This is a genomic window from Vibrio sp. ED004, assembly GCF_023206395.1.
GTDB lineage: Bacteria > Pseudomonadota > Gammaproteobacteria > Enterobacterales > Vibrionaceae > Vibrio.
In genome coordinates this window covers 396819-420556 of record NZ_CP066149.1, presented here as the reverse complement: position 1 = coordinate 420556, position 23738 = coordinate 396819, and the positions used below count along the sequence as shown (strand labels likewise).

The following is a 23738-nucleotide window of genomic DNA, read 5'->3' as shown; positions in this document are numbered from 1 at the left end:
TGAGATAGAACCTCATTCGGCTTTAGGTGTTAGTCAACTATATACGTTATTCAGCTATACACGTTAGTCAGCGACAGGTGTTGAGCGAAACTTGCTCATCAACCATTTGGCAATAATTGGGAATACACCCAACAATGCAAACGATAGTAGTACTGAAGGTGAAACGATACCTGAAAGTGAATCAATTTCTGCGAGTTGAGTACCAGCATTCAAGAAAACAGCCGTACCAGGTAGCATGCCTATTTGGCTCGTAATGTAGTAACGAGAAACTGACATTGGGGTTAACCCCATCAGTAGATTGATAAGGAAAAATGGGAATACAGGAATCAGGCGAAGCGAGAATAAGTAAAATGCCCCGTCTTTTTCTACGCCCTTGTTAATTGTCGCTAATTTGTCACCAAATTTGGTTTGGATCCAATCACGTAACAGGTAACGGCTACTCAGGAAGGCGAGGGTCGCACCAATAGCGCTTGCGAAAGATACCAGCAGTAAACTGTTCCAGAAGCCAAACAGTGCTGCCCCTAAGAGCGTGACGACTGCAGCGCCAGGAATTGAGAAAGCAGTGATCATTACGTACGCGATAAAATAGATAGCAGCGGCGGCAATAAAGTTGCTGTCAATGTAGTCATTCAAAACGGCTTGTTGGGCCTTGGCGTTTTCAAGCGTTAGGTACTGGCCAAAATTGACGCCTAACAAGATGATGGTTACGACTAACACAATACCCAATATCATTTTCTTACTCATTGATACTTCCTCTAATTTTCAATGCATACCATTAGTATAGATAGACAGGCAAAGCATAGATTAACTTTCAGCAGATATAAAAAAAGCCGCAGAAATGCGGCTTAGTTATATAGATAGTTTGAACTGACAAAGTTAATTGACGCGATTGATAAGCTCTTCACGACGCTGCTGCGGTATAACAGACCAATGTGTTCCATTGATCGCACCTTCTAGCGCCCACAGTAATTCAATACTGACAGAGGACGCATGCGATTCCTTGATGGCGTTAAAGGCGTTTACAGAGCCAGATTCATATAAACGTTCAACGGAATCGATTCCTGCTTTTTTCAACATACGCTCAGTAGCGAGTCGAAGATTCGGCAGATCTTTGAGTCGAGTTGGCTTAGCAGAAGACTGTTCAGCTTTTTCTTCTTTAGCGAAACCCAGAGACGTCGTTGCGAGTTCCAAGATCTTCTCTTGGTCTTGCCACAGGCCTTCAGGTAAAGCGAAATATTTAGTAACGACAGGGAAACCACGTTTTTTGTAGACGTACGGTTGAAACCCTTGTTGTTCGAATTGCTTCGTTGTGCATTTGTCTGCCCGTATATGCAACTGGTCATTAACAACCAGAGCAAACATAGTGTCATCAGCAAAAAGACCGAATCCACCAAACATTGAGCGTGACTTAATTTTTCCTAGGGGCTCAAATAACTTCATTGAGTCCTTTAGTATCGGTTTATCCATGTTATTTATCTCGGTGTATTTGAACTACGCCACCAAATAAGCAGGTCCGAGAGATTAGCAAAATGTTGCAATTAAATTGTCAATAGGCTGTAAATTACTAAATTGTCAGTAGTTACTGCATTTTGCCATCGGTAACCCCGCTACCATACCAACGAGTGGTTTAGGCCGGAAGCTTTGCGTCCCACTTTTTCAAGTGGTTTGCCCTGTGCGTGACTGATTGAATAGAATAAAGTTTTTGTTGAATGAGGCTCACACTTGTTATTTCAAAATGTGATATTGCTTCAATTAATGATCTTTCTGTTGTGCATATAGGTTCATTATAGTTGTTGATAAAAAAAGCGCACCCAAAGGTGCGCTTAATGAAATAAAACTCGTTTTATCAATTAATTTAACGTTTTAACTGTACTTCGTTCAACAATCTCAGGGTGCATTTCGAAGACTCGTTTCTCGTGATCTTTGTCTTTTATACGTTCTAATAAAATCTCGAATGCATTTTTACCAACACGACGTTTAGGTTGGTGAACCGTTGTTAACGGTGGAGAGAAGTACTCAGCCAGTTCGATGTTGTCGTAACCGATCACTGAGATATCTTCAGGGATACGGATGCCTTTTTCTTGCAGTCGGCTCATTAAGCCCAGCGCCATTGTATCGTTGAAACAGAATACCGCTGTTGGGCGATCTTTCATTTCTACGATTTGCTCTGCAGCAAGAACAGCAGTATCACACTCGAAGTTACCTTCAATGATCATGTTGTCATCAGCAGTAATCTTAGCTTCGTTGAGTGCGCGTTTGTAACCTGCGATACGTTCTACACAGGCCGCTTTGTCTAAGTGGCCACTTAAACAAGCAATCTTAGAGTGACCGCGCTCAATAAGGTATTTGGTTGCTAGGTAGCCACCTTCTTCAGAGTTATCGATGATCTTGTCAGCTTGAGAACTCTCTGGGCCCCAGTCCATAATCACTTTAGGGATGTCAGCGTGACGATCTAACATCTCTCTTAGTTCTTCAGTTAGGTCTGAACACATAACTAAGATGCCATCTACACGTTTCTCTGCAAGCATTCGAATGTAGTCACGTTGCTTCTCATAGATACCACCCGTGTTACACAGAATCAAAGTGTAACCTTGACGGTAGCAGTAACTCTCAACACCATCGATAACTTCAGAGAAGAATAGGTTGGTTGATTGAGTAACAAGCATGCCGATAGTGCGTGTTGTATTGCACTTCAAACTACGAGCAACCGCGCTTGGTGCATAGTTCAGTTCATCTACGGCTTTGTTTACTTTTTCTTGAGTCGCTTCTGCAACAAAACGTGTTTTGTTGATTACGTGAGAAACGGTTGTTGTTGATACGCCGGCTAAGCGAGCGACATCTTTTATAGTGGCCATGGTTTTATCCTATTAGAAGCTACTTTCCCAAAGTACGGAATGAAGTAGCCGTTAAGCTACCTAACTAAGAGCTTAAATTTGTAGGGCTCTTTGGGTACTAAAGTGCTAAAAAACAAAAAACCGCTATGAGCGGCTTGTCTTAACACCGAAATGCTCTGAACTTTAATAAGCATAGCATTTCGTGAATGTTTCATATTTTATCGTTTGCGGTCACAATTTTAGACTGACTAGAAATTACTCGCAATAAAATTCACCCAGAAATCCGGGTGAATTGTCACATTCTACTGAATTTATTTACTTAGTCGCCCAATAAGCTATTCACCAGCTAAATATTGAGTGTCCAACTGACAGAATGCGAGTAGCAGAGATGAGACTGAAGCGTAGAAACCGAATTCATCAACGTCATGACATTTAACGTTGAATTTTGGTACCCAAGTTAGGAGTTGTTGCTCGATAAAATGCTGTTGAACAGCAAAAGACTTCTCTAGCTCTTCTTCAAGATCTGTTTCGTTAGAACGAATGATCAAGTTACCAAGGAAGTCGAGTTCGATAGCAATGTGGTCTGCTGGCTCTTTCAGGTCTTGGTTAACCACTAAATTGTGTTTAGCCATGATCTCTTCCATCTCTTTTGCAGGCTTATCGTTTAATAGGCCAGTCTCACCGATGTACATAGAAGCGTATGGAAGGGCACCATGTTTATCTGTCTTTAAGAAAAGGTCACAAAAGTCAGCAGACAGTTCCAGTTGAGCATCTTCACGTATTTGAAGACGGTTTAGTGCGTCAACTAAGCTATCAATCGCTGGCTTTAGTGTTTCATTTTCACCTAAACCAGTTAGGAAAGAACGAATCTCAACAGAGTGGTAGTGATCGAGTTCTTCTTGAGTGAGCTCTTTGGCGAATAAGCTTGATAGCCACCAGTAGATTTCTGCTCTTTGCTCGTTGAACGCTTTCGTATCTTTCATTTCTTGGATCCTGATTTAGTCTTGCGGCGTTTGTATACTCAATATCGTCAAGTGATTTGGGATATAAACACCAAGGCTGAATAACAAGGTTATTTGCGAAACGCAAAGTTACTCGTTAGTAGTAATGCCTATATTGAATTGCGATGGGCGATAAATAGCAAGGTTTAAGATTGTCTTGTATCAAAAAAGATTCATCTTTCTGGCTTTTATCTTCTGTAACACTAGAATTGTTACTAGTTATGAATAGAATAGTTACTGAAACTATTAAATAAGAAAAGTGGTGTAGATGAGCTATCACGTATTAGTCGTAGAAGATGATGTGGTAACCCGCAGTAAACTGGTTGGATATTTCCAGAACGAAGGTTACACAGTGAGCGAAGCAGAAAGCGGCGCTCAAATGAGAAACGTGTTAGATGAAAACAACGTTGACCTCATTATGCTGGACATCAACTTACCAGGCGAAGATGGATTGATGCTAACTCGCGAATTACGCAGTCAATCAGACATTGGAATTATTTTAGTTACTGGACGCACGGATAGCATCGACAAAATCGTTGGCCTTGAAATGGGCGCGGACGATTACGTTACTAAACCTTTCGAACTTCGCGAGTTATTGGTTCGAGTTAAAAACCTACTTTGGCGTATTTCTGCCGCTCGTAAAACGGCAGCAGGCGCAGTAGAAGAAACATCAGACGAGTCTGTGGTTCGTTTCGGTGAGTGGACATTTGATATCCCTCGTCGTGCGCTAAGCAAAAACGGCGAGCCAGTGAAGCTGACTAAAGCTGAATATGAATTGTTGGTGGCTTTGTCTTCTTACCCTAACCAAGTATTAAGTCGCGAACGTATTCTGAATATGATCAGTCACCGAGTGGACGCACCGAATGACCGTACGATCGATGTACTGATTCGTCGTATGCGTGCCAAAATGGAATTCGACCCTAAGAACCCACAAATCTTTGTGACGGTTCACGGTGAAGGTTACATGTTTGCTGGTGACTAATGTTCTGCGTGAACTTCTAGTTAGCAACGACATATGAACGAAAAAGCCGAGATATCATTGATGTCTCGGCTTTTTTATTGCTTAGTTGTTGTCGTTATCGAACTGACAGCCTACTAGTTGTTTTACGATTCTGCCTGCCAATAAGCCGATTGAAATAATAGGCTGAGTTAAACATAAGCAGAGAGAAGCATCAGGTTGAGTCTACTGCGCTGCAGAAACTTCACCGTCTTCCTCAATCAAGCTCGAAGGCTCAGGAACAACAATTGGCTCCTCCGAAAGATCGTTACTGGTGTCTAGCCAGTCACGCAGGCTTTGCCAAACCAATCCCATGGTCTCGTGCCAGTAACGCTCTGTCTGTTCTAGATAGATCGCTTTAGGCATGTACTTATTCCAAGGCTCAACAATACCTTCTTGTGCAAGGTAGTTGGTTGGTGCTGGTAATGGTTTCATGCCAGCAGCGTGGAATTCATTCAGCGCACGAGTCATGTGGCTCGCAGATGTCACCAATACCATCTTTTTGTTTTTAACAAACGCGGCAGCTTGGCGAGCTTCTTCCCAAGTGTCTTTTGCTGTCTCAAGCAAAATGATATCGGGTTTTGCAACGCCAAGGGCTAGGGCAACCTTAGCCATCATTCTTGCGTTACTCACTTCAGTGCCCGCGCCGTAGCCTGACAAGATAAGCTTGGCACCAGGGTAAAGACGTAGAATACGAATCCCTTCACTCAAACGCATCAAACCAGTGCGGCTAAGTTCTGATGTTGGTGGGATTTGGTCGTCAACGACATGACCACTTCCAAGCACCATCACGTAATCGACGGTGTCGTCGACAGGTAAAAAAGCGGTGTGTTGCCTTTCCATTGGCATTAAAAGTTGGCTAGAAACTGGCTGGAAAGCGATTAGGAAAATACCACAGAGGGCTGAAAGGGTAATTAGGCAACCAGTCTTCCTTTTGGTAGTAAACATCACTAGGGCTAAGCCCAGAAAAGCGAGAATTAACATTGCTGGCAGTGGCATCAATAGTGAAGACACTACTTTTTTCAGCTCAAACATATCCGAATAGTCCGAAAAAACATCACTTAGTAGTAAAAAGAGACATCGCCTCTTTATTCCTGAAATTCCTGTGACAGAATAGCAGGCACGATAGGACATAATAACTCAAGTAGCCGTGACTGAAGACCGTAATTTCGACGATATTGCCCACAAATTTGCAAAAAATATTTACGGCTCTGACAAAGGAGAGATCCGTCAGATCATCGTATGGGAAGATTTAGAACAAGCTTTGAGCAAATTTGAGCATTCAGACACACCGTTGCATGTGCTTGATGCCGGAGGTGGTCTTGCACAGATGTCGCAGAAAATCGCCGCGCTTGGACATAAGGTTTCTTTGTGCGATCTCTCTTCTGAGATGCTTAAGCTTGCCGAAGAAAGTATCAACGAAGCGGGTTTGTTAGATCAGTATCGATTTATCCATTCTCCAGTGCAAAAAGTGTCAGAACATCTCGATGAGAAAGTCGATGTTGTGATGTTTCATGCCGTAATGGAATGGCTGGCTGACCCGAGAGAGGCGCTTGATTTATTGCTTGAACAAGTCAAACCGGGTGGCGTTGCCTCGATAATGTTTTACAACCACCACGGATTAGTCCTGAAAAATGTGATTTGTGGCAACATTCCTCATGTATTGAATGGGATGCCACATCGAAAACGGTTTAAGCTGCAACCACAAAAAGGCTTGAAGCCAGAAGAGGTTTATCAATGGATAGAAGACGCTGGTCTAGAAATCTGTGGTAAATCAGGCATTCGCTCTTTTAGTGACTACATAGGTAATATGGAGTACATGGGCGATTACCAATTTGAAGATGTATTGGAACTAGAAAAACAGCTATGTCGCCAAGAGCCATATCTGTCGCTAGGCCGTTATATTCACGTTTGGGCTCAAAAACCTGCGCAATAACAGCGGTGAATGTGGTAAAAGAAGCCACAACATGCGCTATGCAATCGTAAGAAGCCCGCGTCATAAAGAAATAGGCGTCATATCTAACATGTTCGATATGACGAAGAACAGTAACAGGAACCACAATGAGTGAAATGACTCAAACTGCCGAAGAGCAGCCAATTGATGAGTTGGTGGGCTGGGTCAAGCAGCATGATTTTTCATTAAACTTGCCGCCAGAGCGCTTAGCATTTTTGATTGCTATCGCAGTACTAAGCAATGAAAGGTTCGATGAAGAGTTGGGCGAAGGTGAACTGCACGATGCATTTACCATCGTCACTCGACTGTTTGAAGATACTGGCGAAGCGTCTGCGTTTCGTGCCAATAACGCCATCAATGAGTTGGTTAAACAGAAGCTGATTAGCCGCTTTACTAGCGAAATCACGGATGGTGCGAGCATTTACCGTTTGTCGCCATTAGCGATTGGTATCTCAGATTATTACTTACGTCACCGTCAGTTCTCTAAATTAAAATTGTCTATCCAGCTTTCTATGGTTGCGGACGAGATGGCGAAAGCCATTGAAGCAGCGCAGAAGGGCGGAACTCCAGGACATTGGAGAAAGAACGTTTACGGCGTGCTGAAGTATTCGGTTGGTGAAATTTTCGATCAGATCGATCTTAACCAACGTGTTATGGATGAGCAGCAGCAAACCGTTAAGCAGCAAATTGCCGACCTTTTAAATAAGGATTGGCGAGAGGCGATCAACAACTGTGAAACCTTGCTATCAGAAACCTCCTCCACGCTAAAAGAGTTGCAAGACACCTTGCAAGCGGCGGGTGATGAACTGCAAACACAGATCCTCGATATTCAAGAAATTGTTTACGGTGACGATGAACTCGAGTTCGTTGGCGAAACCCTATTCGGCTTGCAGATGAAGCTCGACCGAATCACTAGTTGGGGTCAGCAAGCGATCGATTTGTGGATCGGTTACGACCGCCACGTTCACAAGTTTATCCGTACCGCGATTGATATGGATAAAAACCGTGCCTTTAGCCAACGCTTGCGTCAGTCGGTTACCGACTACTTTGATGCGCCTTGGTTATTGACCTACGCCGATGCTGAAAAGCTCACCGATTTGCGTGATGAAGCCTTGGTACTTCGTGATGATGAAGTAATGGGTCAAGCACCAATCGACGTAGAATACGAAGAATTTGAGCAAGTGAATGATCTGCTTTCAGACCGAATTGCAGAGATGTTAAAAGCTCACAAACAGCAAGGTGCGCCAATTGATCTTGGCCTTGTGCTACGCGATTACCTCGCGGCACACCCTCGCACACACCATTTTGATTTAGCCAGAATTGTTGTCGACCAAGCCGTGCGCTTAGGTTACTCAGAGTCTGACTATCAGGCTATTCAGCCAGATTGGCAGGCAATCAACGATTTCGGTGCAAAGGTACAAGCCAATGTCATTAACAAGTACTGATGATTACATGCCAGAGAAACTGGTAAAAGCGATAGCGAACCCATTGTTCCCTGCGCTAGACAGCATGCTGCGTTCAGGTAAGCATATTTCAACAGAAGACTTAGATAACCACGCGTTACTTTCAGATTTTGAAGTTGAGCTTCAGCATTTCTACCAACGCTACAACACTGAGCTTGTGAAAGCGCCAGAAGGCTTTTTTTACCTGCGTCCGCGTTCTACGTCGCTAATCGGTCGTAGTGTTTTGTCTGAGCTGGACATGCTTGTTGGTAAGGTATTGTGTTTCTTATACCTAAGCCCAGAGCGTCTTGCTCATGAAGGTATCTTCACTAACCAAGAGCTGTTTGATGAGTTGATGTCGTTAGCGGATGAGAAAAAACTCATGAAGCTAGCTACCAACCGTGCGTCGGGTTCTGACTTAGACAAAGAGAAACTGTTTGAAAAAGTGCGTACTTCTCTACGTCGCTTACGTCGTATCGGCATGTTGATTGCGATTGGTGAGACGGGCAAATTCCGTATCAGCGAAGCGGTATTCCGCTTTGGTGCTGACGTACGTGTTGGCGATGACATGAAAGAAGCTCAACTGCGTCTTATCCGTGATGGTGAAGCTGTGGTGCATACTCAAGAGCCTAACCAAGGTAGCTTGTTAAATGAAGAGCAAGCTGAAGCCGCATCAGAAGTCGATGCAGGCGTAGACGAAAACGGTCAACAAGACATTTTTAACGATCAAGCTGACTTTGACCTTGAGTCAAACGACGGCGAACAAACAAAAGTAGAAGGTGAAGCATGATTGAAAGAGGTAAGTATCAATCATTAACCATGGTCAACTGGAACGGCTTCTTCGCGCGTACTTTTGATATTGATGGATTGGTTACAACACTTTCTGGCGGTAACGGTGCAGGTAAGTCGACCACAATGGCGGCATTCATCACAGCACTTATCCCTGACCAAAGCCTTCTGCATTTCCGTAACACAACGGAAGCGGGTAGCTCACAGTCATCTCGTGATAAAGGTCTTTACGGTAAGCTTCAACCTGGCGCGTGTTATGCAGCGCTGGATGTAGTGAACTCTCGTAATCAACGTCTGTTGTTTGCAGTAAAACTGCAGCAAGTTGCGGGTCGTGACAAGAAAGTAGACATCAAGCCGTTCGTTATTCAAGGCCTTCCAAGCCATGTGAAACCAACGGACGTGCTGATTCAGAACGTTTCAGACAGCCACGCTCGTGTATGTCAGCTAAATGATGTGAAAGCCGCTGTTGCACAGTACGAAGGGGCGCACTTTAAGGCGTTTTCTTCGATTGTTGATTACCACTCACAGATGTTTGAGTACGGTGTAGTACCGAAGAAACTGCGTAACAGCAGCGACCGTTCTAAGTTCTACCGTCTAATTGAAGCATCACTTTACGGTGGTATATCAAGTGCGATTACACGTTCTCTGCGTGATTACCTTCTACCGCAAAATGGTGGCGTGAAGAAAGCATTCCAAGATATGGAATCGGCACTGCGCGAGAACCGCATGACGCTAGAAGCGATCAAGACAACTCAGTCGGATCGTGACTTGTTCAAACACTTGATCACTGAATCTACGAACTACGTGGCTGCGGACTACATGCGCCATGCTAACGATCGTCGCAACAAGTTAGATCAAACCATGAAGCTCCGTGGTGAACTGTTTGGTTCTCGCGAAACTTTGCTTGATCAAAACAACCTGTTGAATCGTGTTCAAGAAGAACTCGAACTGCTGGTGGATCAAGAGTCAGCGTTAGAGCAAGATTACCAAGCGGCTTCGGATCACCTTCAGTTGGTTCAAACTGCACTTCGCCAGCAAGAGAAAATTGCTCGCTACAGCGAAGATCTAGAAGAGCTTAATGAGCGTCTAGAAGAGCAGATGATGGTGGTTGAGGAAGCTCAAGAGCGAGTACTTCTTGCTGAAGAGCAGGCAACCATCACTGAAGAAGAAGTGGATAGCCTGAAAACTCAGCTTGCTGATTACCAACAAGCGTTGGATGTTCAGCAGACTCGTGCACTTCAATACCAACAAGCGGTTCAAGCATTAGAGAAAACCAAGCAGTTGCTGGGTGATGACTCTATTACTGCAGAAAGCGCGTTAACCTTGGTTTCTGAGCTAAAAGCACAAGAAGAATCAAGCACTCAGACGTTACTGTCGACTAAGCACAAGTTAGACATGTCTTCTGCAGCTTCTGCACAGTTCGACAAAGCACTGTCTTTGGTTAAGAGCATCGTTGGTGAAGTGGAGCGTAAAGAAGCATCTCATAGCGCTAAGCAAGCTCTAGAAAAAGGTCGTAACGCGAAACATGTTGTTGAGAACGAACTGCAATGGCGAGCTCAGCACCGCGATATGGCTCGTGATGTGGCGCAGCAGCGTCAAGCAAAAGAACTTGCGACTGAATACCAAAAGCAACACAACATTTCACTGATTGACGAAGTGGTTTTCGACGAAGAGCGCGAACGTCATGCAATGAAGATCGAAACGCTTGAGTATGCTCAGGAAGAGTTGCGTGAAGCGAAAAGTGAACAACGTCGTGTTCAACAGAACCACGACCAAGAGATTCAAAAGCTAGAATCCATTGCTCCTGCTTGGATCACGGCAAACGATGCGCTTGAAGCATTAAGAGATCAAACCGAAGCTGAGCTAGAAGATAGCCAAGCGGTAATGACTCAAATGCAGCAAGTACTTGAAGACGAAAAGTCTCAAGCCGTTGCTAAAGATCAACTGGCAACTCGCCGAGCTGAACTTGAGCAAGAGATCGAGCGTCTAGCCTCTCCAGGTGGTTCTAACGATCCTCGCCTGAAAGGCCTAGCGGACACTCTTGGTGGCGTGTTGCTTTCTGAGATCTACGACGACATCACGATTGGCGATGCGCCTTACTTCAGTGCGATGTACGGCCCGGCTCGTCATGCGATTGTGGTTTCAGATCTTGATGGCATCAAAGAGAAGCTGATTGATCTTGATGATTGTCCAGAAGACCTTTACATCCTAGAAGGTGATGTAGACGCGTTTGATGACAGCTCATTCAACGCGGACGAGTTAGAAGGCGCAGTATGCGTTCAACTGAACGATCGCCAAATGCGTTACTCTCGCTTCCCTGAGATCCCACTGTTTGGTCGCGCAGCTCGTGAACAACGCCTTGAAAAATTGCGTGAAGAGCGTGATGTAGTTGTTGAGAACCACGCCAAAGCAGCGTTTGATTCTCAAAAACTGAATCGCCTATACCAAGCATTCAACAGCTTTGTTGCGAAGCACCTGCACGTTGCGTTCAACGCTGATCCAGAGCAGGCGTTAGCGTCTATTCGCGATAAGCGTAACCAAATTGTTCGTTCTCTAGCTGAGCTAGATTCTAAAGAGCAACAACAACGCAGCCAGCTTCTGCACAGCAAACAGGCACTTGGTGCACTCGACAAACTCGCGCCTATGGTTCGTATTCTTGAAGACGAAACATTAGCTGAGCGTCTTGCTGAATTAGAAGCACAACTAGAGCGTTTAAGCGAAGCGAAGTCTTACTTGAACACTCATGGCAAAGCGCTGACTTCATTAGAGCAAATCGTTTCTGCACTCGACGCTGACCCTGAGCAATTCGAAGCTTTGGAAGCGGAGTATCGTCAAGCAGATAATGCTCTGCAAACGCTAAAAGGCAAAGTGTTCGCATTGTCTGATCTGATTGAGCGTCGTCACTACTTTGCTTACGCAGACTCTGTTGACCTGCTTAACAAGAGCAGCGAACTGAGCGAACAGTTGAAAGCGAAACTGGTTCAAGCGGAACAAGCAAGAACTAAAGGTCGTGATGGCCTGAAACAAGCTCGTGAACAGATGAACCAGTACAACCAAGTATTGGCAGCGCTGAAGAGCTCGCATCAAGCGAAGCAAGAGACGGTTCAAGAGTTCAAACAAGAGCTTCAAGAGTTCGGTGTAAATGCTGATGAAGGCGCTGAAGAGCGCGCAGTTCGTCGTCGTGACGAGCTACAAGAGCGTCTACACACGTCTCGTAGCCGTAAGAGCGAATACGAGCGTACGATTACCTCAACAGAACTTGAGATGAAAGCCTTGGCTAAGCGTCTTAAGAAAGTACAGAAAGAGTACACCGAGCTTCGTACCTTTGTGGTTGCAGCAAAAGCAGGCTGGTGTTCAGTACTGCGTTTAGCTCGTGAGAATGACGTTGAACGTCGTCTACACAAGCGTGAACTGGCTTACCTAACAGCTGGTGAACTTCGCTCGATGTCGGATAAATCACTGGGTGCACTGCGTCTGGCTGTGGCTGACAATGACGACCTACGTGATTCGCTGCGCCTATCTGAAGATAACGCACATCCAGAACGTAAGGTTCTATTCTACATTGCGGTTTACCAACATCTTCGCGAGCGTATTCGCCAAGACATCATTCATACGGATGATCCGGTTGAAGCAATCGAAGAGATGGAAGTTGAGCTAGCTCGACTAACAGAAGAACTGACCCAGCGTGAAAACCGCCTAGCGATCAGCTCTGAGTCGGTAGCAAGCATCATTAAGAAGACGATTCAGCGTGAGCAGAACCGTATTCGTATGCTGAACCAAGGCTTGTCGAACATTTACTTTGGTCAGGTTAAGGGTGTACGTCTGAACGTTAAGATCCGTGAAAGTCACGAAATCTTGCTATCAGGCCTAGCGACTCAACAAGATCAGCACAAAGACTTGTTCGAGACGACTCGCTTCACCTTCTCAGAAGCGATGGCGAAGTTGTTCCAACGTGTGAACCCACACATCGACATGGGTCAACGTTCTCCTCAAGTTCTAGGTGAAGAGCTACTGGATTACCGTAACTACCTAGAGTTAAGTGTTGAAGTTAACCGTGGCTCTGATGGTTGGCTACAAGCGGAATCGGGCGCACTGTCTACAGGTGAGGCGATCGGTACTGGTCAATCTATCCTATTGATGGTGGTTCAGAGCTGGGAAGAAGAGTCTCGTCGACTTCGTAGCAAAGACATCGTTCCATGTCGCTTGTTGTTCCTTGATGAAGCAGCACGTCTGGATGCGAAGTCTATCTCTACACTGTTTGAACTGTGTGACCGTCTAGGCATGCAGCTTCTGATTGCAGCACCGGAGAACATCAGCCCAGAGAAAGGCACAACCTACAAACTGGTACGTAAGGTCTTCAAAGATCATGAACATGTGCACGTTGTTGGCTTACGCGGTTTTGCTCAAAACAAACCTGCATCGCCAGTGCAAGAGCTGATTGAGGAAGCTGAGCAGTAAGCTTTAAGCCGATTTATCAATTCAAAGCCCCTACTCACTGTATATACAGTGGTAGGGGCTTTTTAATATCTGAAATCTAATCTCCCTGATTACAGCTGCCTGCCTTCCTAAAATGGTCTTTATCTGCAACTTAATGTTTTCCATATACAGATAAGACCACTCATACCTTATGGTTATTATCAATGGAACTTGTTTGAGGTCACACGCACAAAACCATAATTAATGTATGGTAATTACATAGATTAAATAATATTAATAATATTGTATTACTTTATTTTTAATTATTGATAACTCGCAGTGTGCGAAAGGTAAAGGTAGGACAGGCTATGATTCAAATCGTCATTGATGGGAAATTTCGAATCGTCGAACAAGGGCAAGCCGTTCTTGAGGCGGCAAAAATATGTGGTTTAGAGATTCCATCGTTATGTGGTTTGAACAAAACAGCGGACAAAGTGCCGTGTGATTTGTGTGTGGTTGAAGTGGATGGGATGGGCGTGACACGCTCTTGTGAGCTTGAGGTAGCCAATGGCTTGAACATCACCACTCAATCTAAACAGCTAACGACTCATCGCCAAGATGCGCTGAATCGTATCATGGCAGACCACTACGCTGACTGCGAAGCACCGTGCCAAACCGCTTGCCCTACGGGAGTCGATATTCAATCTTATCTTCATCATATTGCGCAAAATGATCATACCAAAGCCATCGAAGTGATTAAGAAAACACTGCCGATGCCACTATCGATTGGTCGTGTGTGTCCGGCCTTCTGTGAAACCGAGTGTCGAAGAAACTTAGTCGATGATTCGATTGCAATTCGCCAACTCAAGCGACACGCAGCCGATGCCGATTTGGCTACTCAAGAGAGCTACATGCCTGCGAAGAAACCCAACAAAGGTAAGAGCATTGCGATTGTCGGCAGTGGCCCTGGTGGCTTAACAGCAGGTTATTACCTGTCTAATGAGGGCTATGACGTCAGTGTTTATGAATCGATGCCTAAAGCTGGTGGCTGGCTACGTTATGGTATTCCAGAATATCGTCTACCGAAGTCGATTCTTGATAAAGAAATCGAGCTTATGTGTCGTAACGGAATGGCAGTAGAGTGCGATAAGAAGCTTGGTGTTGATTTTACCTTGTCAGATCTCAGTCGCGATTTTGATGCGGTCTGCTTAGCTGTGGGTGCGTCACAAGCCGTTGAGATGAATTATCCCGGTAGTGACCTTGGTGGCTGCTACCTAGGTGTTGATTACCTAAAAGACTATGTGACTGACAAACACTTCACTACCGGCAAAAAAGTCGCTGTGATTGGCGGTGGTAACACGGCGATTGACTGCGCTCGAACCGCAGTGCGTGACGGTGCGGACACCACCCTGATCTATCGTCGCACACGAGATGAAATGCCGGCCGAAGATTACGAAATCGAAGAAGCTGAACATGAAGGTGTTAAGTTCCACTTCTTGACCAACCCGGCTGAGAACATTGCTGATGAAAATGGGCATGTCTCTGAGATTCGATTAGAACGTATGGCACTTGGTCCTGCAGATGCTTCTGGTCGTCGTAGCCCAAAACCAACGGGTGAGTTCTTTGTTGAAGCGTTCGATACGGTTATCGCTGCAGTGTCGCAAAAGCCCGACCTAAGTTTCATGGATAACGAAGAGATTGATATCCCACTGACACGTTGGAATACGGCGGACGCTGATCCGCAAACCATGCACACAGGTACGGGCAATATATTTAGTATCGGTGATTTCAGGCGTGGTCCAGCGACAGCAGTCGAAGCGGTAGGAGACGGGCGTATTGCTGCGCAAGCGATCGACCGATTCTTCAACGGTGATATGGAAAACATTCCGGCTAAACCGTTTAACTCTAGAAAGCACAAGCAGCTCAAAGCCGTTGATCCCGAGCAGTACAAGTCGATACAGCGCATGGCACGTAAAATCATGCCAGAGCTAACGCCGGAGCAACGAGAGCAAAGCTTTGAAGAAGTAGAAACGGGCTTTGATAATGCTGACGCAATCGCTGAAGCCGCAAGATGTTTAGAGTGTGGTTGCCAAGCCAATACCGACTGCGATCTGCGTGATTACTCGACTGAATACAAGGCAACCCAAACACATCCAGAATACAAAATCGATGTCGCTTCTAATGAGAGCTGGCAAGCCATTCGCGCAGAGGAATCCAAAGCGGGTTCGACAAGGCAGAAGTTTGCTGTCGATGACAGTTCTGAATTCATCATCTTTGACGCCAACCGCTGCATCAGTTGTGGTCAGTGTATCCAAGCGTGTCGTGAGCAGAACGTTCATGGCGTTCTAAGCTTCATGAATCAGTCTGATGGCAAGCCAGCTTCAAGACCTGAATGTCGTCCGAATTTTGGGGCTGACAAGACCTTAATGGGTGACTCTAATTGTGTTCAATGTGGCTCTTGTATTCAGGCGTGCCCAACTGGTGCGATGGTGGATGCAAGAGATAGAAAACAAGGCGACACCGACATCCTCAAAAAGGTCGACACTATCTGCACCTATTGTGGTGTGGGCTGTAAGCTGACCATGCATGTTGACGAAGCGAAGAACAAAATCCGTTATATCGAGGGCGGTGATTCTCCGGTTAACGAAGGCATGTTATGTGTTAAGGGACGTTTCGGTTTCGACTTCGTCGGCAGTGATGCCCGTTTGACTACGCCATTAATTCGTAAAGATGGCTGGTTACAACCTGCGAGTTGGGAAGAAGCCATTACGCTGATTGCTGATAAGTTCACGGCTATAAAGCAAGGTTTTGGCAGTAACGCTTTAGCAGGTTTCTCGTCGGCTAAAACCACCAATGAAGATAACTATGTGTTCCAAAAATTCATTCGTCGTGAACTTGGCACCAACAACGTCGACCATTGTGCTCGTCTTTGCCATGCTTCAACGGTTACTGGGCTCGAAGCTTCGCTAGGCAGTGGAGCAATGACCAATGATATCCCAAGTATTAAACACTCGGATGTCATCTTTATCATTGGTTCTGACACCACATCCGCGCACCCAATTATCGGCTCACACATCAAACAGGCGGTAAGACATAACGGCGCACGTTTGATCGTAGCGGATCCTAAGAGAATTGATATTGCCGATCATGCTGAACTTTACTTAGCACATCGACCGGGTACCGATGTGATGCTGATTAATGGCGTGATGCAACAGATCATCAAGCACGGTTGGTACGACCAAGATTACATTGATGATCGTGTCGATGGCTTTGATACCTTGTTGCAAGAGGTGATGTCACCAAGCTACTCACTAGACAAAGTAGAACTGGTGACTGGCGTTAAAGCAGAAGACATCTTCGCGATGGCGCGCTTGATAGGTACTGCAGAACGTACGGCGGTGTATTACTCCATGGGTATCACGCAACATACCACTGGCCACGACAACGTTCGTTCAATCGCGAACCTGCAGCTCTTATGTGGCAACATCGGTATTGAAGGTGGTGGTATCAACCCTCTGCGTGGCCAATCGAATGTGCAAGGTGCATGCGATATGGGTGCATTGCCAAATAACCTGCCGGGTTATCAAAAAGTGTATAACCCAATGGTTCGCCAAAAATTCGCGATGGAGTGGGGCGTTGCTGATTTGCCTGCTGAAACGGGCTTAACACTGACCGAGATTATTGATGGCGCGTGTAATCGAGATGTACGTGGTTTATATGTGATGGGTGAAAACCCTGTACTAAGCGATCCGAATCAAGCACACGTGATTGAAGGGCTTGAAGCGTTAGATTTTCTTGTAGTGCAAGACATCTTCTTAACTGAAACGGCCCAGTATGCCGATGTGGTTCTGCCGTCTTGCTCGTTCGCTGAGAAGTCTGGTCACTTTACTAATACTGAACGACGCGTTCAGCGTATTAACCCAGCGGTATTGCCTCCAGATGACGCGAAAGAGGATTGGGTGATTATCCAATTGCTGGCTAATGCAATGGGCGGCGGTTGGAGCTACGATTCAGTTGCGGACATTACTAATGAGATTGCTCGCGTCACACCACAATACGGTGGTTTACGTTGGGAAAACATCACGGTCAATGGCGTGCAATGGCCAAGCAATAAAAACAACCCTGATGGCACTCGTATTATGCACCAGACTCAGTTCACTCGTGGACGTGGTCAGATGGAAGCGATTCCGTTTCGATATGCAGCAGAGCTGCCAGATGCGGAATACCCGTTAGTATTAACGACAGGGCGTATCTTAGAGCAATTCCATACAGGTACTATGACGCGCAAAACGAAAGGTCTGGATAACTTAGCAGGGCCACGTGCCATGGTCAGTGTGCATGATGCTGAAGCGTTAGGAATCTCGAATGGTCAGATGCTCAAAGTCTCGACACGTCGCGGCGAAATTGAGATCGCAGCGTTTGTAACGAAGCGAATGCAGAAAGGCGTGGTGTTTATTCCATTCCATTTCGTGGAGTCTCCAGTTAACCGTTTGACTACGACAGCGACAGATCCGCATGCCAAGATCCCAGAGTTTAAGGTAGCGGCGGTACGTATTGATCCGATTCGTGAGCCTGAAATTGAAGCTACAGAGGCTTAGCCCAACCAGTTAACTTAATGGCAGAGACTAAAAAGCCGCGTAACTCTCAGAGTTATGCGGCTTTTTTATTGAGCTTTATAGGTATCAAGTGACCTAGTCAGCAAACAGCTTAGTTTGGAACAATCTCGTTACCGTGAACACCGAATTGCTTAGCAGCGTATGCCACGCGCTCTGCAGGTTTCGGGTATTCAGCTGGTGTACCAAGGTTCTCAATATGGTGCAATCGAGGTAGCAGACCAGCACCGTTCGCGATTTGGATAGCCAAACCTGGACGTGCGTTAAGCTCAAGTACCATTGGGCCTTCTTCTTGGTCTAGAACCATGTCAGTACCCATGTAGCCAAGACCTGTCATTTCCCAAGCACTTGATGCCAGTGTTAGCAGTTTTTCCCAATGCGGCACTTGAAGTAGCGCCAACTCTTTACCCGTATCTGGGTGGTGAGTGACTGGGTGGTCAAACTGAACTGCACGAACGGCTTTACCCGTCGCAATACAAATACCTACACCCACAGCGCCTTGGTGCAAGTTAGCCTTGCCGTCTGAAGCTGAAGTAGATAAGCGCATCATCGCCATAACAGGGTAGCCCTTGAATACGATAATTCGTACATCTGGCACACCTTCGTAACTGAAGCCATCGAAGCACTCATCAAACTTGATGAGGTTTTCAACTACTGCTACGTCATTCTTACCACCAAGTGAGAAAAGACCCGCAAGAGCGTTACTGATGTGACGTTCTACGTCTTCCTCATTGATAGTTGAACCTGATGGCTTGGTATAAACGCCGTCCTTGTGAGAAGTCACAACAAGGATGCCTTTACCACCACTGCCTTGAGCTGGCTTGATTACGAAACCCGGCCACTCTTTTACCATCTTGTGGATTGTTTTTACTTCAGCTTGGTGACCAATAACGCCAATCAGCTTTGGCACCGTAGCGCCAGCCTGTTCAGCGATGATCTTAGTCTTAAGCTTGTCATCAACGAGTGGATACTTGGAACGATCATTGTAGCGACCAATGTAACTATGGTTACGCTTGTTCATTCCCATTATGCCTTTGTCTTTCAACCTAAACGGTGAAGTAAACTGATCAAACATAACTTAGTCCTCCGCTAGCGGTTTAAAGCGACGAAGCTCTGTTAGACGGTAGCCTGTGTAGTTACCTAGTAGCAAGATGGTCGCTAGAATAACAAGCTGTAAACCAATAAAGTTAAACGTTAAGTGCTGAATGAATGGGTTAGTCATGCCTAGGTAAACAAGAACCGCAGTGAATAGAGAACCACCACCTTGTAGCATTACTTCTTTCGCGCCTTCTTCTTCCCATAGGATAGACATACGTTCGATAGTCCAAGATAGGATGATCATTGGGAAGAACGTAATTGACAGACCTTCAGTTAGACCGACTTTAAACGCGACCACGGTAAACACGGAGATAATCATGATTACCGTAATGATTACGGCGGATATCCTGGCTACCAGTAGCAAGTTGAGTTTGGACAAGTAACTTCGAATGATAAGACCCGTACCAACGATCAGTAGGAAGCCAACAATACCCGTTACCAATTGTGTTTGAACAAAGGCCACCGCAATCAGAACTGGCATGAAGGTACCAGACGTTTTCAGACCGATGATGACACGCAAGAACACAACAATAAGCGCACCGATAGGAATCAGCATGATGGTTTTAAACATCGCTTGCTCTTCTAGCGGTAGGCTATGAATTGATAGGTTTAACAGCTGATCAGCCGATACTTTACTGTTGGTTGCTTCAGTCGGTGAAACCTCTTGAGCAATCATAGAGAAGTGAACTTTACTGTTCTGACCGCCCACTACATCTAGCAGAGACACGTTTGACTCGTCCCAGATCAGTAGGTTTGGTTGAACTTGCTGTTCGCTGGATTCAGGAGAGAACAGGATCCACTCATCGTTATCCCAAATCTGAATCATGTTCTGGATAGATTGACGACGACGGCCATCTTCTAGCTCGATAACACCAACCACTTTGTTGTGTATTTTCGCTGCCGAAAGTAGCTTGTGTGTCGCTTCCACTTTGGTCATGTTGTTCAGAATCAGCGCTGAGTTTTGGCTGTCTGGATCATTCAGCGTTTTGATGAGCTCACGAGTGAACGTTAGATTGTCTGCAGAACGCTTTGTCGCTCTATCAATCAGAGCAAGAGACGCTGCTTTTTCCGGACCGTCGAAGCTTGGCTGAACCACTTCACCCTCTGGTGGTGTGTCGTTCACTTTAGCTTGGTTGTCGACTAGGAATTGTGTCTTGTAGTAGATGGTTTGAGGGCCATCTGCGTAACGAATAGACCACTCAGCACGACGACCTGACTCAGTATTTAAGTAAGAAATACCGTAACCTGGTGATGAAGCCGATTCGCCGATAAGTGTGTAGTTAGACTGAGTATGAGGAGCCGCTAAGGAAACTTTCGCTTCTTTGCCTACAGCGTTGAACTCAATGCGAGCTTCAACGTCCCAAACCTGCCTAGTTTCCCCTGGAGTCCAAGGTACACCGTAGGTCGTATGTCTGAACATACTCAGTGTTATGCCTGCCACGATAAGCAGGAATATAGAGATATAAAATGGAATTCTTGACGTCATAGCTTACCCTACTATTGTTATTTAACTTCCGTTTGTACGTACTTTTTACTTACATCTACTAGCGCTATGTCTTTGATAAATTCGCGCCCTAGTAATACAGGGTGACTCATTTGAGAGCGATCCGCCAATGTAAATTGCGCTTTTTCATGGATTTTTCCAACTTTAACCCATAATTCAATCACAGCTCGACGTTCTGTCTGATCATTCGTTGATTGACGGATTTTCACATAACGTACAACAGGTGCTTCAATCCACTTTTGGTCTTCTGCCGCTTGTCCTTGGTCTTCTAGGTGGAACTTAACCCAGTTCTTACCATTTCGTTCGAATTCTTTGATATCGACAGCATTTAGAGAAGAGGTCGTTGCGCCAGTATCAACTCGAGCATCAAAGCTTTGTTTGATTGAGTCGATAGATACTTTTTCGATTCCGCCAAGGATAGTTGGTTGTGAGGTAGGAGCGATAGGAGCCGCTGCAACTGCCACGGGTTCTTCTTCTTCCTCTAGCTCTTCAATGACTTTGTGTTCCATGCTCGTTAGATGGACATCTAACTGGTTTGAAAGGGTGATGATTTCGTCTTCTAAGCTTTCAATGTAATCACTTTGATTACTGACTTGCAGTTCAAGATTTTGAACCTTATTTGCGATGTTTGTCTCTGAGCGGGCAATAGCATCGAGAGTTTCTTGGTGGTAGGCAGCACCGTTAGTAAGGGTACAACCAGAGAGCAAACCAACCGCCACAATAGGCGATAATCGCTTAAACATAAAAAAAACCTTTGGAAATTAGAGAATAGTTCAGACTATTTAGAAGTTTAGCCCACAAAAAAGGATGCGTGAAGCATCCTATTGTAAGAGTCTGGTCATATTGAATCGCAATGTGAGCGCTACGCCAATTATTGTAATTTGAAATAGCTCACTTATTAAACATAAGTCAATTTTCGTTCAATTTACGCGCATTTTTGTGAAAGCTCACAGCGAAGCAAAAGGTGGCGTTGTAGCCACCAAAAAGCCATTACTCTGTTCTCGACTAAATAATGGCTTTTGGGCATCATATTTATGGCTTAGTCGCCACAAGAATGGCACGTCTTGGTGCTGGGTGACCTTCAACCGTTTTACTTGGATCATTCGGGTCTAAGTAATCTGGTAGAGAGTTGTGTGTCATCCATTCTGTCGTGCGTTGTTCGCCGATTGTGGTGACATTTTCGTCAACGATGCGTACGTCTTCAAAGCCTACCTGTTCAAGCCAACGTTTTAGTGCGCGAGCAGATGGGAAGAAGTACACGTTTCTCATCTGCGCGTAGCGGTCAACAGGAACCAGAACTGCATTTTCATCGCCTTCAATCACTAAGGTTTCAAGTACCAATTCACCGCCAGACACCAATTGGTCTTTCAGTTGAATCAAGTGATCAAGCGGAGAGCGACGGTGGTATAGCACGCCCATGCTGAATACAGTGTCGTACGCTTCCAGTTTTGGTAGTTGTTCAATACCTAGAGGTAACAGGTGCGCACGTTGGTCATCGCCCATTAACTTACGGATCGCTTCAAACTGAACCAAGAAAAGGTGAGAAGGGTCGATACCTACTGTAAGACGAGCGCCTTCGCCAAGCATGCGCCACATGTGGTAACCATTGCCACAACCTACATCAAGTACAGAACGGTTTTTAAGTGGTGAGATATGTGGAAGCACACGATCCCATTTCCAGTCACTGCGCCATTCCGTATCGATATGAATGTCGTGAACCGTGTAAGGGCCTTTTCTCCAAGGGTGGAAAGTCTTCAGTAAGCTTTCTAGCTTTTTAAGTTCACCTGTGTGGAACGGTGTAGAGCTACCAATGGTTACTGAGTTTTTCAGATCAACTTGGTCTGGCACACCTTGTGGAATCTTGTTCAGTGCACGTAACCAGCGGTCGAAGTCGCCGTGTTCTGCATTTTGCCAATCCGTCAGCTGTTGAGGAAGAACATTAAGCCACGGCTGAAGGCGAGTATCTTGGGCAATGAGTTGATAAAAATTGGCAAAATTAAACATTAGAACAAGTTCCTAAATTTTGTTACCCGATACTATCGTCATCCTCGAACGCGAGTCGACGAGTGCATCGGGGATCTATAAATAGATGCTAGAGTGTTTTGTTAAGGGGCGCTTTCTGAGTCGCTCGACACTCATAAAAATACTAGTGATTAAGGTAAAGCAAAAAAGAGAGATTCCCTATCACGTTCGTCCCTCAAAGTAGGGAATGACGGGTATCATTCAGTATCACTTAGCTAGACTATTTAATGGCGAACATCGAACCAAAGTTGAAACATTGGAACCACACTTCGCTGCTAGAGAAGCCAATTTTATCAAAGCGCTCTCTGTGTACAGGGATAGAGTCAGGGCGCATCACATTTTCAATCGCGCTACGCTTTTGGCTCACTTCTAGCTCGCTGTATCCGTTCGCACGTTTGAAATCATGGTGCAGGTCGATAAGCAGTTCATTTGAGCTTTCGTCTTCGAATACGTATTTTTCTGACAGGATTAAGATGCCGCCTGGGCGTAAGCCTGCGTGAATTTTCTCAAGCAAAGCGTATCGGTCATCTGGAGACAAGAATTGCAGCGTAAAGTTAAGCACCACAACAGAAGCGTCTTTGATTTCTACTTCACGAATATCAGCTTCGATCACTTCTACCGGCGTGTCGCTGCGGTAAGCGTTAACGTGCAATTTGCAGCGCTCAACCATCGCTTCTGAATTGTCGATAGCGAAAATCGTGCAACCTTCTTGTTGGATGTGACGACGCATGGAAAGCGTTGCGGCACCAAGAGAACAGCCAAGGTCGTAAATATTTGAATGCGGCTTTACGAAGCGCTCTGCCAGCATGCCGATTGCTGAGATGATGTTGCTATAGCCAGGCACCGAGCGTTGAATCATATCCGGAAATACTTCAGCAACCCTTGCATCAAAGGTGAAGTCTCCAATTTTATCAATAGGAGCGGAAAAGATATTGTCTGTGTTGCTCATGGCATTCTCTCTCGACAGTCAGCGTAATTGGCACAGAATTCGTACCAAATAAAAGGGGACGTATTTTACGTAAAAAAAGGACTGCTGTCACGAAAACTGAGATTACTGCTGAGGGATGT

General features: G+C 45.4%; 16 protein-coding genes and 1 riboswitch. Of the genes, 6 read left to right on the top strand and 10 right to left on the bottom strand.

The window, feature by feature from the left end:
• Positions 1-63 precede the first annotated feature (63 nt).
• The 4 genes from ITG10_RS01760 to torD all read right to left on the bottom strand — a co-directional run bounded on the left by ITG10_RS01760 (position 64) and on the right by torD (position 3817).
• A complete protein-coding gene (locus ITG10_RS01760) occupies positions 64-744 on the bottom strand; it encodes a TVP38/TMEM64 family protein (RefSeq protein WP_017630853.1) in 681 nt (226 codons plus the stop codon).
• A 132-nt stretch (positions 745-876) separates the two neighbouring features.
• Positions 877-1467, bottom strand: coding sequence for a TfoX/Sxy family DNA transformation protein (locus ITG10_RS01755; RefSeq protein ID WP_176680141.1), 591 nt, complete (start codon positions 1465-1467; stop codon positions 877-879).
• Between the two features lie 127 nt (positions 1468-1594).
• A riboswitch (cyclic di-GMP riboswitch) is annotated at positions 1595-1680 on the bottom strand.
• 170 nt (positions 1681-1850) lie between these two features.
• Positions 1851-2855 (bottom strand): HTH-type transcriptional repressor PurR, encoded by a 1005-nt coding sequence (gene purR, locus ITG10_RS01750; RefSeq protein WP_176680140.1) that lies wholly within the window; start codon positions 2853-2855, stop codon positions 1851-1853.
• 314 nt (positions 2856-3169) lie between these two features.
• Positions 3170-3817 carry a molecular chaperone TorD gene (torD, locus tag ITG10_RS01745; RefSeq protein ID WP_017631176.1) on the bottom strand — a complete coding sequence of 216 codons (648 nt, stop codon included), beginning with the start codon at positions 3815-3817 and terminating at the stop codon, positions 3170-3172.
• A gap of 286 nt (positions 3818-4103) precedes the next feature.
• Between torD and torR the strand changes: the two genes are divergently transcribed.
• Positions 4104-4817 carry a two-component system response regulator TorR gene (gene torR, locus ITG10_RS01740; RefSeq protein WP_017631175.1) on the top strand — a complete coding sequence of 238 codons (714 nt, stop codon included), beginning with the start codon at positions 4104-4106 and terminating at the stop codon, positions 4815-4817.
• Positions 4818-5018: 201 nt separating this feature from the next.
• On the opposite strand, the gene elyC is transcribed toward torR, so the two are convergent.
• On the bottom strand, positions 5019-5867 hold the full coding sequence (gene elyC / locus ITG10_RS01735; RefSeq protein ID WP_017631174.1) for an envelope biogenesis factor ElyC: 849 nt from the start codon (positions 5865-5867) through the stop codon (positions 5019-5021).
• Positions 5868-5982: 115 nt separating this feature from the next.
• Between elyC and cmoM the strand changes: the two genes are divergently transcribed.
• From cmoM to fdhF, 5 genes are all read left to right on the top strand, one after another.
• Positions 5983-6768 (top strand): tRNA uridine 5-oxyacetic acid(34) methyltransferase CmoM, encoded by a 786-nt coding sequence (gene cmoM, locus ITG10_RS01730; protein ID WP_017631173.1) that lies wholly within the window; start codon positions 5983-5985, stop codon positions 6766-6768.
• A gap of 125 nt (positions 6769-6893) precedes the next feature.
• Positions 6894-8231 carry a chromosome partition protein MukF gene (mukF, locus tag ITG10_RS01725; protein ID WP_017055049.1) on the top strand — a complete coding sequence of 446 codons (1338 nt, stop codon included), beginning with the start codon at positions 6894-6896 and terminating at the stop codon, positions 8229-8231.
• Entirely contained in the window at positions 8212-9018 is an 807-nt protein-coding gene (mukE, locus tag ITG10_RS01720) for a chromosome partition protein MukE (protein ID WP_017631172.1), read from the top strand. Before mukF ends, mukE begins: the two co-directional genes overlap by 20 nt.
• Positions 9015-13475: a chromosome partition protein MukB gene (gene mukB / locus ITG10_RS01715; RefSeq protein WP_248386650.1), complete on the top strand. Its 4461-nt coding sequence runs from the start codon at positions 9015-9017 to the stop codon at positions 13473-13475. The genes mukE and mukB overlap by 4 nt, the downstream gene beginning before the upstream one ends.
• 326 nt (positions 13476-13801) lie before the next feature.
• Positions 13802-18031 (top strand): formate dehydrogenase subunit alpha, encoded by a 4230-nt coding sequence (fdhF, locus tag ITG10_RS01710; protein ID WP_017631171.1) that lies wholly within the window; start codon positions 13802-13804, stop codon positions 18029-18031.
• Between the two features lie 109 nt (positions 18032-18140).
• Here fdhF and ITG10_RS01705 read toward each other — a convergent pair whose 3' ends face one another.
• From ITG10_RS01705 to cmoA, 5 genes are all read right to left on the bottom strand, one after another.
• Positions 18141-19121 carry an alpha-L-glutamate ligase-like protein gene (locus tag ITG10_RS01705; protein WP_026084277.1) on the bottom strand — a complete coding sequence of 327 codons (981 nt, stop codon included), beginning with the start codon at positions 19119-19121 and terminating at the stop codon, positions 18141-18143.
• Between the two features lie 3 nt (positions 19122-19124).
• A complete protein-coding gene (locus ITG10_RS01700; RefSeq protein ID WP_026084276.1) occupies positions 19125-20630 on the bottom strand; it encodes an inactive transglutaminase family protein in 1506 nt (501 codons plus the stop codon).
• A gap of 17 nt (positions 20631-20647) precedes the next feature.
• Positions 20648-21391 carry an ATP-dependent zinc protease gene (locus ITG10_RS01695; protein WP_017631169.1) on the bottom strand — a complete coding sequence of 248 codons (744 nt, stop codon included), beginning with the start codon at positions 21389-21391 and terminating at the stop codon, positions 20648-20650.
• Between the two features lie 289 nt (positions 21392-21680).
• Positions 21681-22652: a tRNA 5-methoxyuridine(34)/uridine 5-oxyacetic acid(34) synthase CmoB gene (cmoB, locus tag ITG10_RS01690; protein ID WP_009846365.1), complete on the bottom strand. Its 972-nt coding sequence runs from the start codon at positions 22650-22652 to the stop codon at positions 21681-21683.
• A 238-nt stretch (positions 22653-22890) separates the two neighbouring features.
• Complete coding sequence (gene cmoA / locus ITG10_RS01685; protein WP_017062083.1) at positions 22891-23619, bottom strand: carboxy-S-adenosyl-L-methionine synthase CmoA; 729 nt, start codon at positions 23617-23619, stop codon at positions 22891-22893.
• Between the last annotated feature and the right edge of the window lie 119 nt (positions 23620-23738).

What these genes read in the sequence shown, in the direction of transcription:
- ITG10_RS01760 (WP_017630853.1), bottom strand. Translation starts at nt 744, where the DNA reads ATGAGTAAGAAAATGATATTGGGTATTGTGTTAGTCGTAACCATCATC.
- ITG10_RS01755 (WP_176680141.1), bottom strand. Translation starts at nt 1,467, where the DNA reads ATGGATAAACCGATACTAAAGGACTCAATGAAGTTATTTGAGCCCCTA.
- purR (WP_176680140.1), bottom strand. Translation starts at nt 2,855, where the DNA reads ATGGCCACTATAAAAGATGTCGCTCGCTTAGCCGGCGTATCAACAACA.
- torD (WP_017631176.1), bottom strand. Translation starts at nt 3,817, where the DNA reads ATGAAAGATACGAAAGCGTTCAACGAGCAAAGAGCAGAAATCTACTGG.
- torR (WP_017631175.1), top strand. Translation starts at nt 4,104, where the DNA reads ATGAGCTATCACGTATTAGTCGTAGAAGATGATGTGGTAACCCGCAGT.
- elyC (WP_017631174.1), bottom strand. Translation starts at nt 5,867, where the DNA reads ATGTTTGAGCTGAAAAAAGTAGTGTCTTCACTATTGATGCCACTGCCA.
- mukF (WP_017055049.1), top strand. Translation starts at nt 6,894, where the DNA reads ATGAGTGAAATGACTCAAACTGCCGAAGAGCAGCCAATTGATGAGTTG.
- mukE (WP_017631172.1), top strand. Translation starts at nt 8,212, where the DNA reads ATGTCATTAACAAGTACTGATGATTACATGCCAGAGAAACTGGTAAAA.
- mukB (WP_248386650.1), top strand. Translation starts at nt 9,015, where the DNA reads ATGATTGAAAGAGGTAAGTATCAATCATTAACCATGGTCAACTGGAAC.
- fdhF (WP_017631171.1), top strand. Translation starts at nt 13,802, where the DNA reads ATGATTCAAATCGTCATTGATGGGAAATTTCGAATCGTCGAACAAGGG.
- ITG10_RS01705 (WP_026084277.1), bottom strand. Translation starts at nt 19,121, where the DNA reads ATGTTTGATCAGTTTACTTCACCGTTTAGGTTGAAAGACAAAGGCATA.
- ITG10_RS01700 (WP_026084276.1), bottom strand. Translation starts at nt 20,630, where the DNA reads ATGACGTCAAGAATTCCATTTTATATCTCTATATTCCTGCTTATCGTG.
- ITG10_RS01695 (WP_017631169.1), bottom strand. Translation starts at nt 21,391, where the DNA reads ATGTTTAAGCGATTATCGCCTATTGTGGCGGTTGGTTTGCTCTCTGGT.
- cmoB (WP_009846365.1), bottom strand. Translation starts at nt 22,652, where the DNA reads ATGTTTAATTTTGCCAATTTTTATCAACTCATTGCCCAAGATACTCGC.
- cmoA (WP_017062083.1), bottom strand. Translation starts at nt 23,619, where the DNA reads ATGAGCAACACAGACAATATCTTTTCCGCTCCTATTGATAAAATTGGA.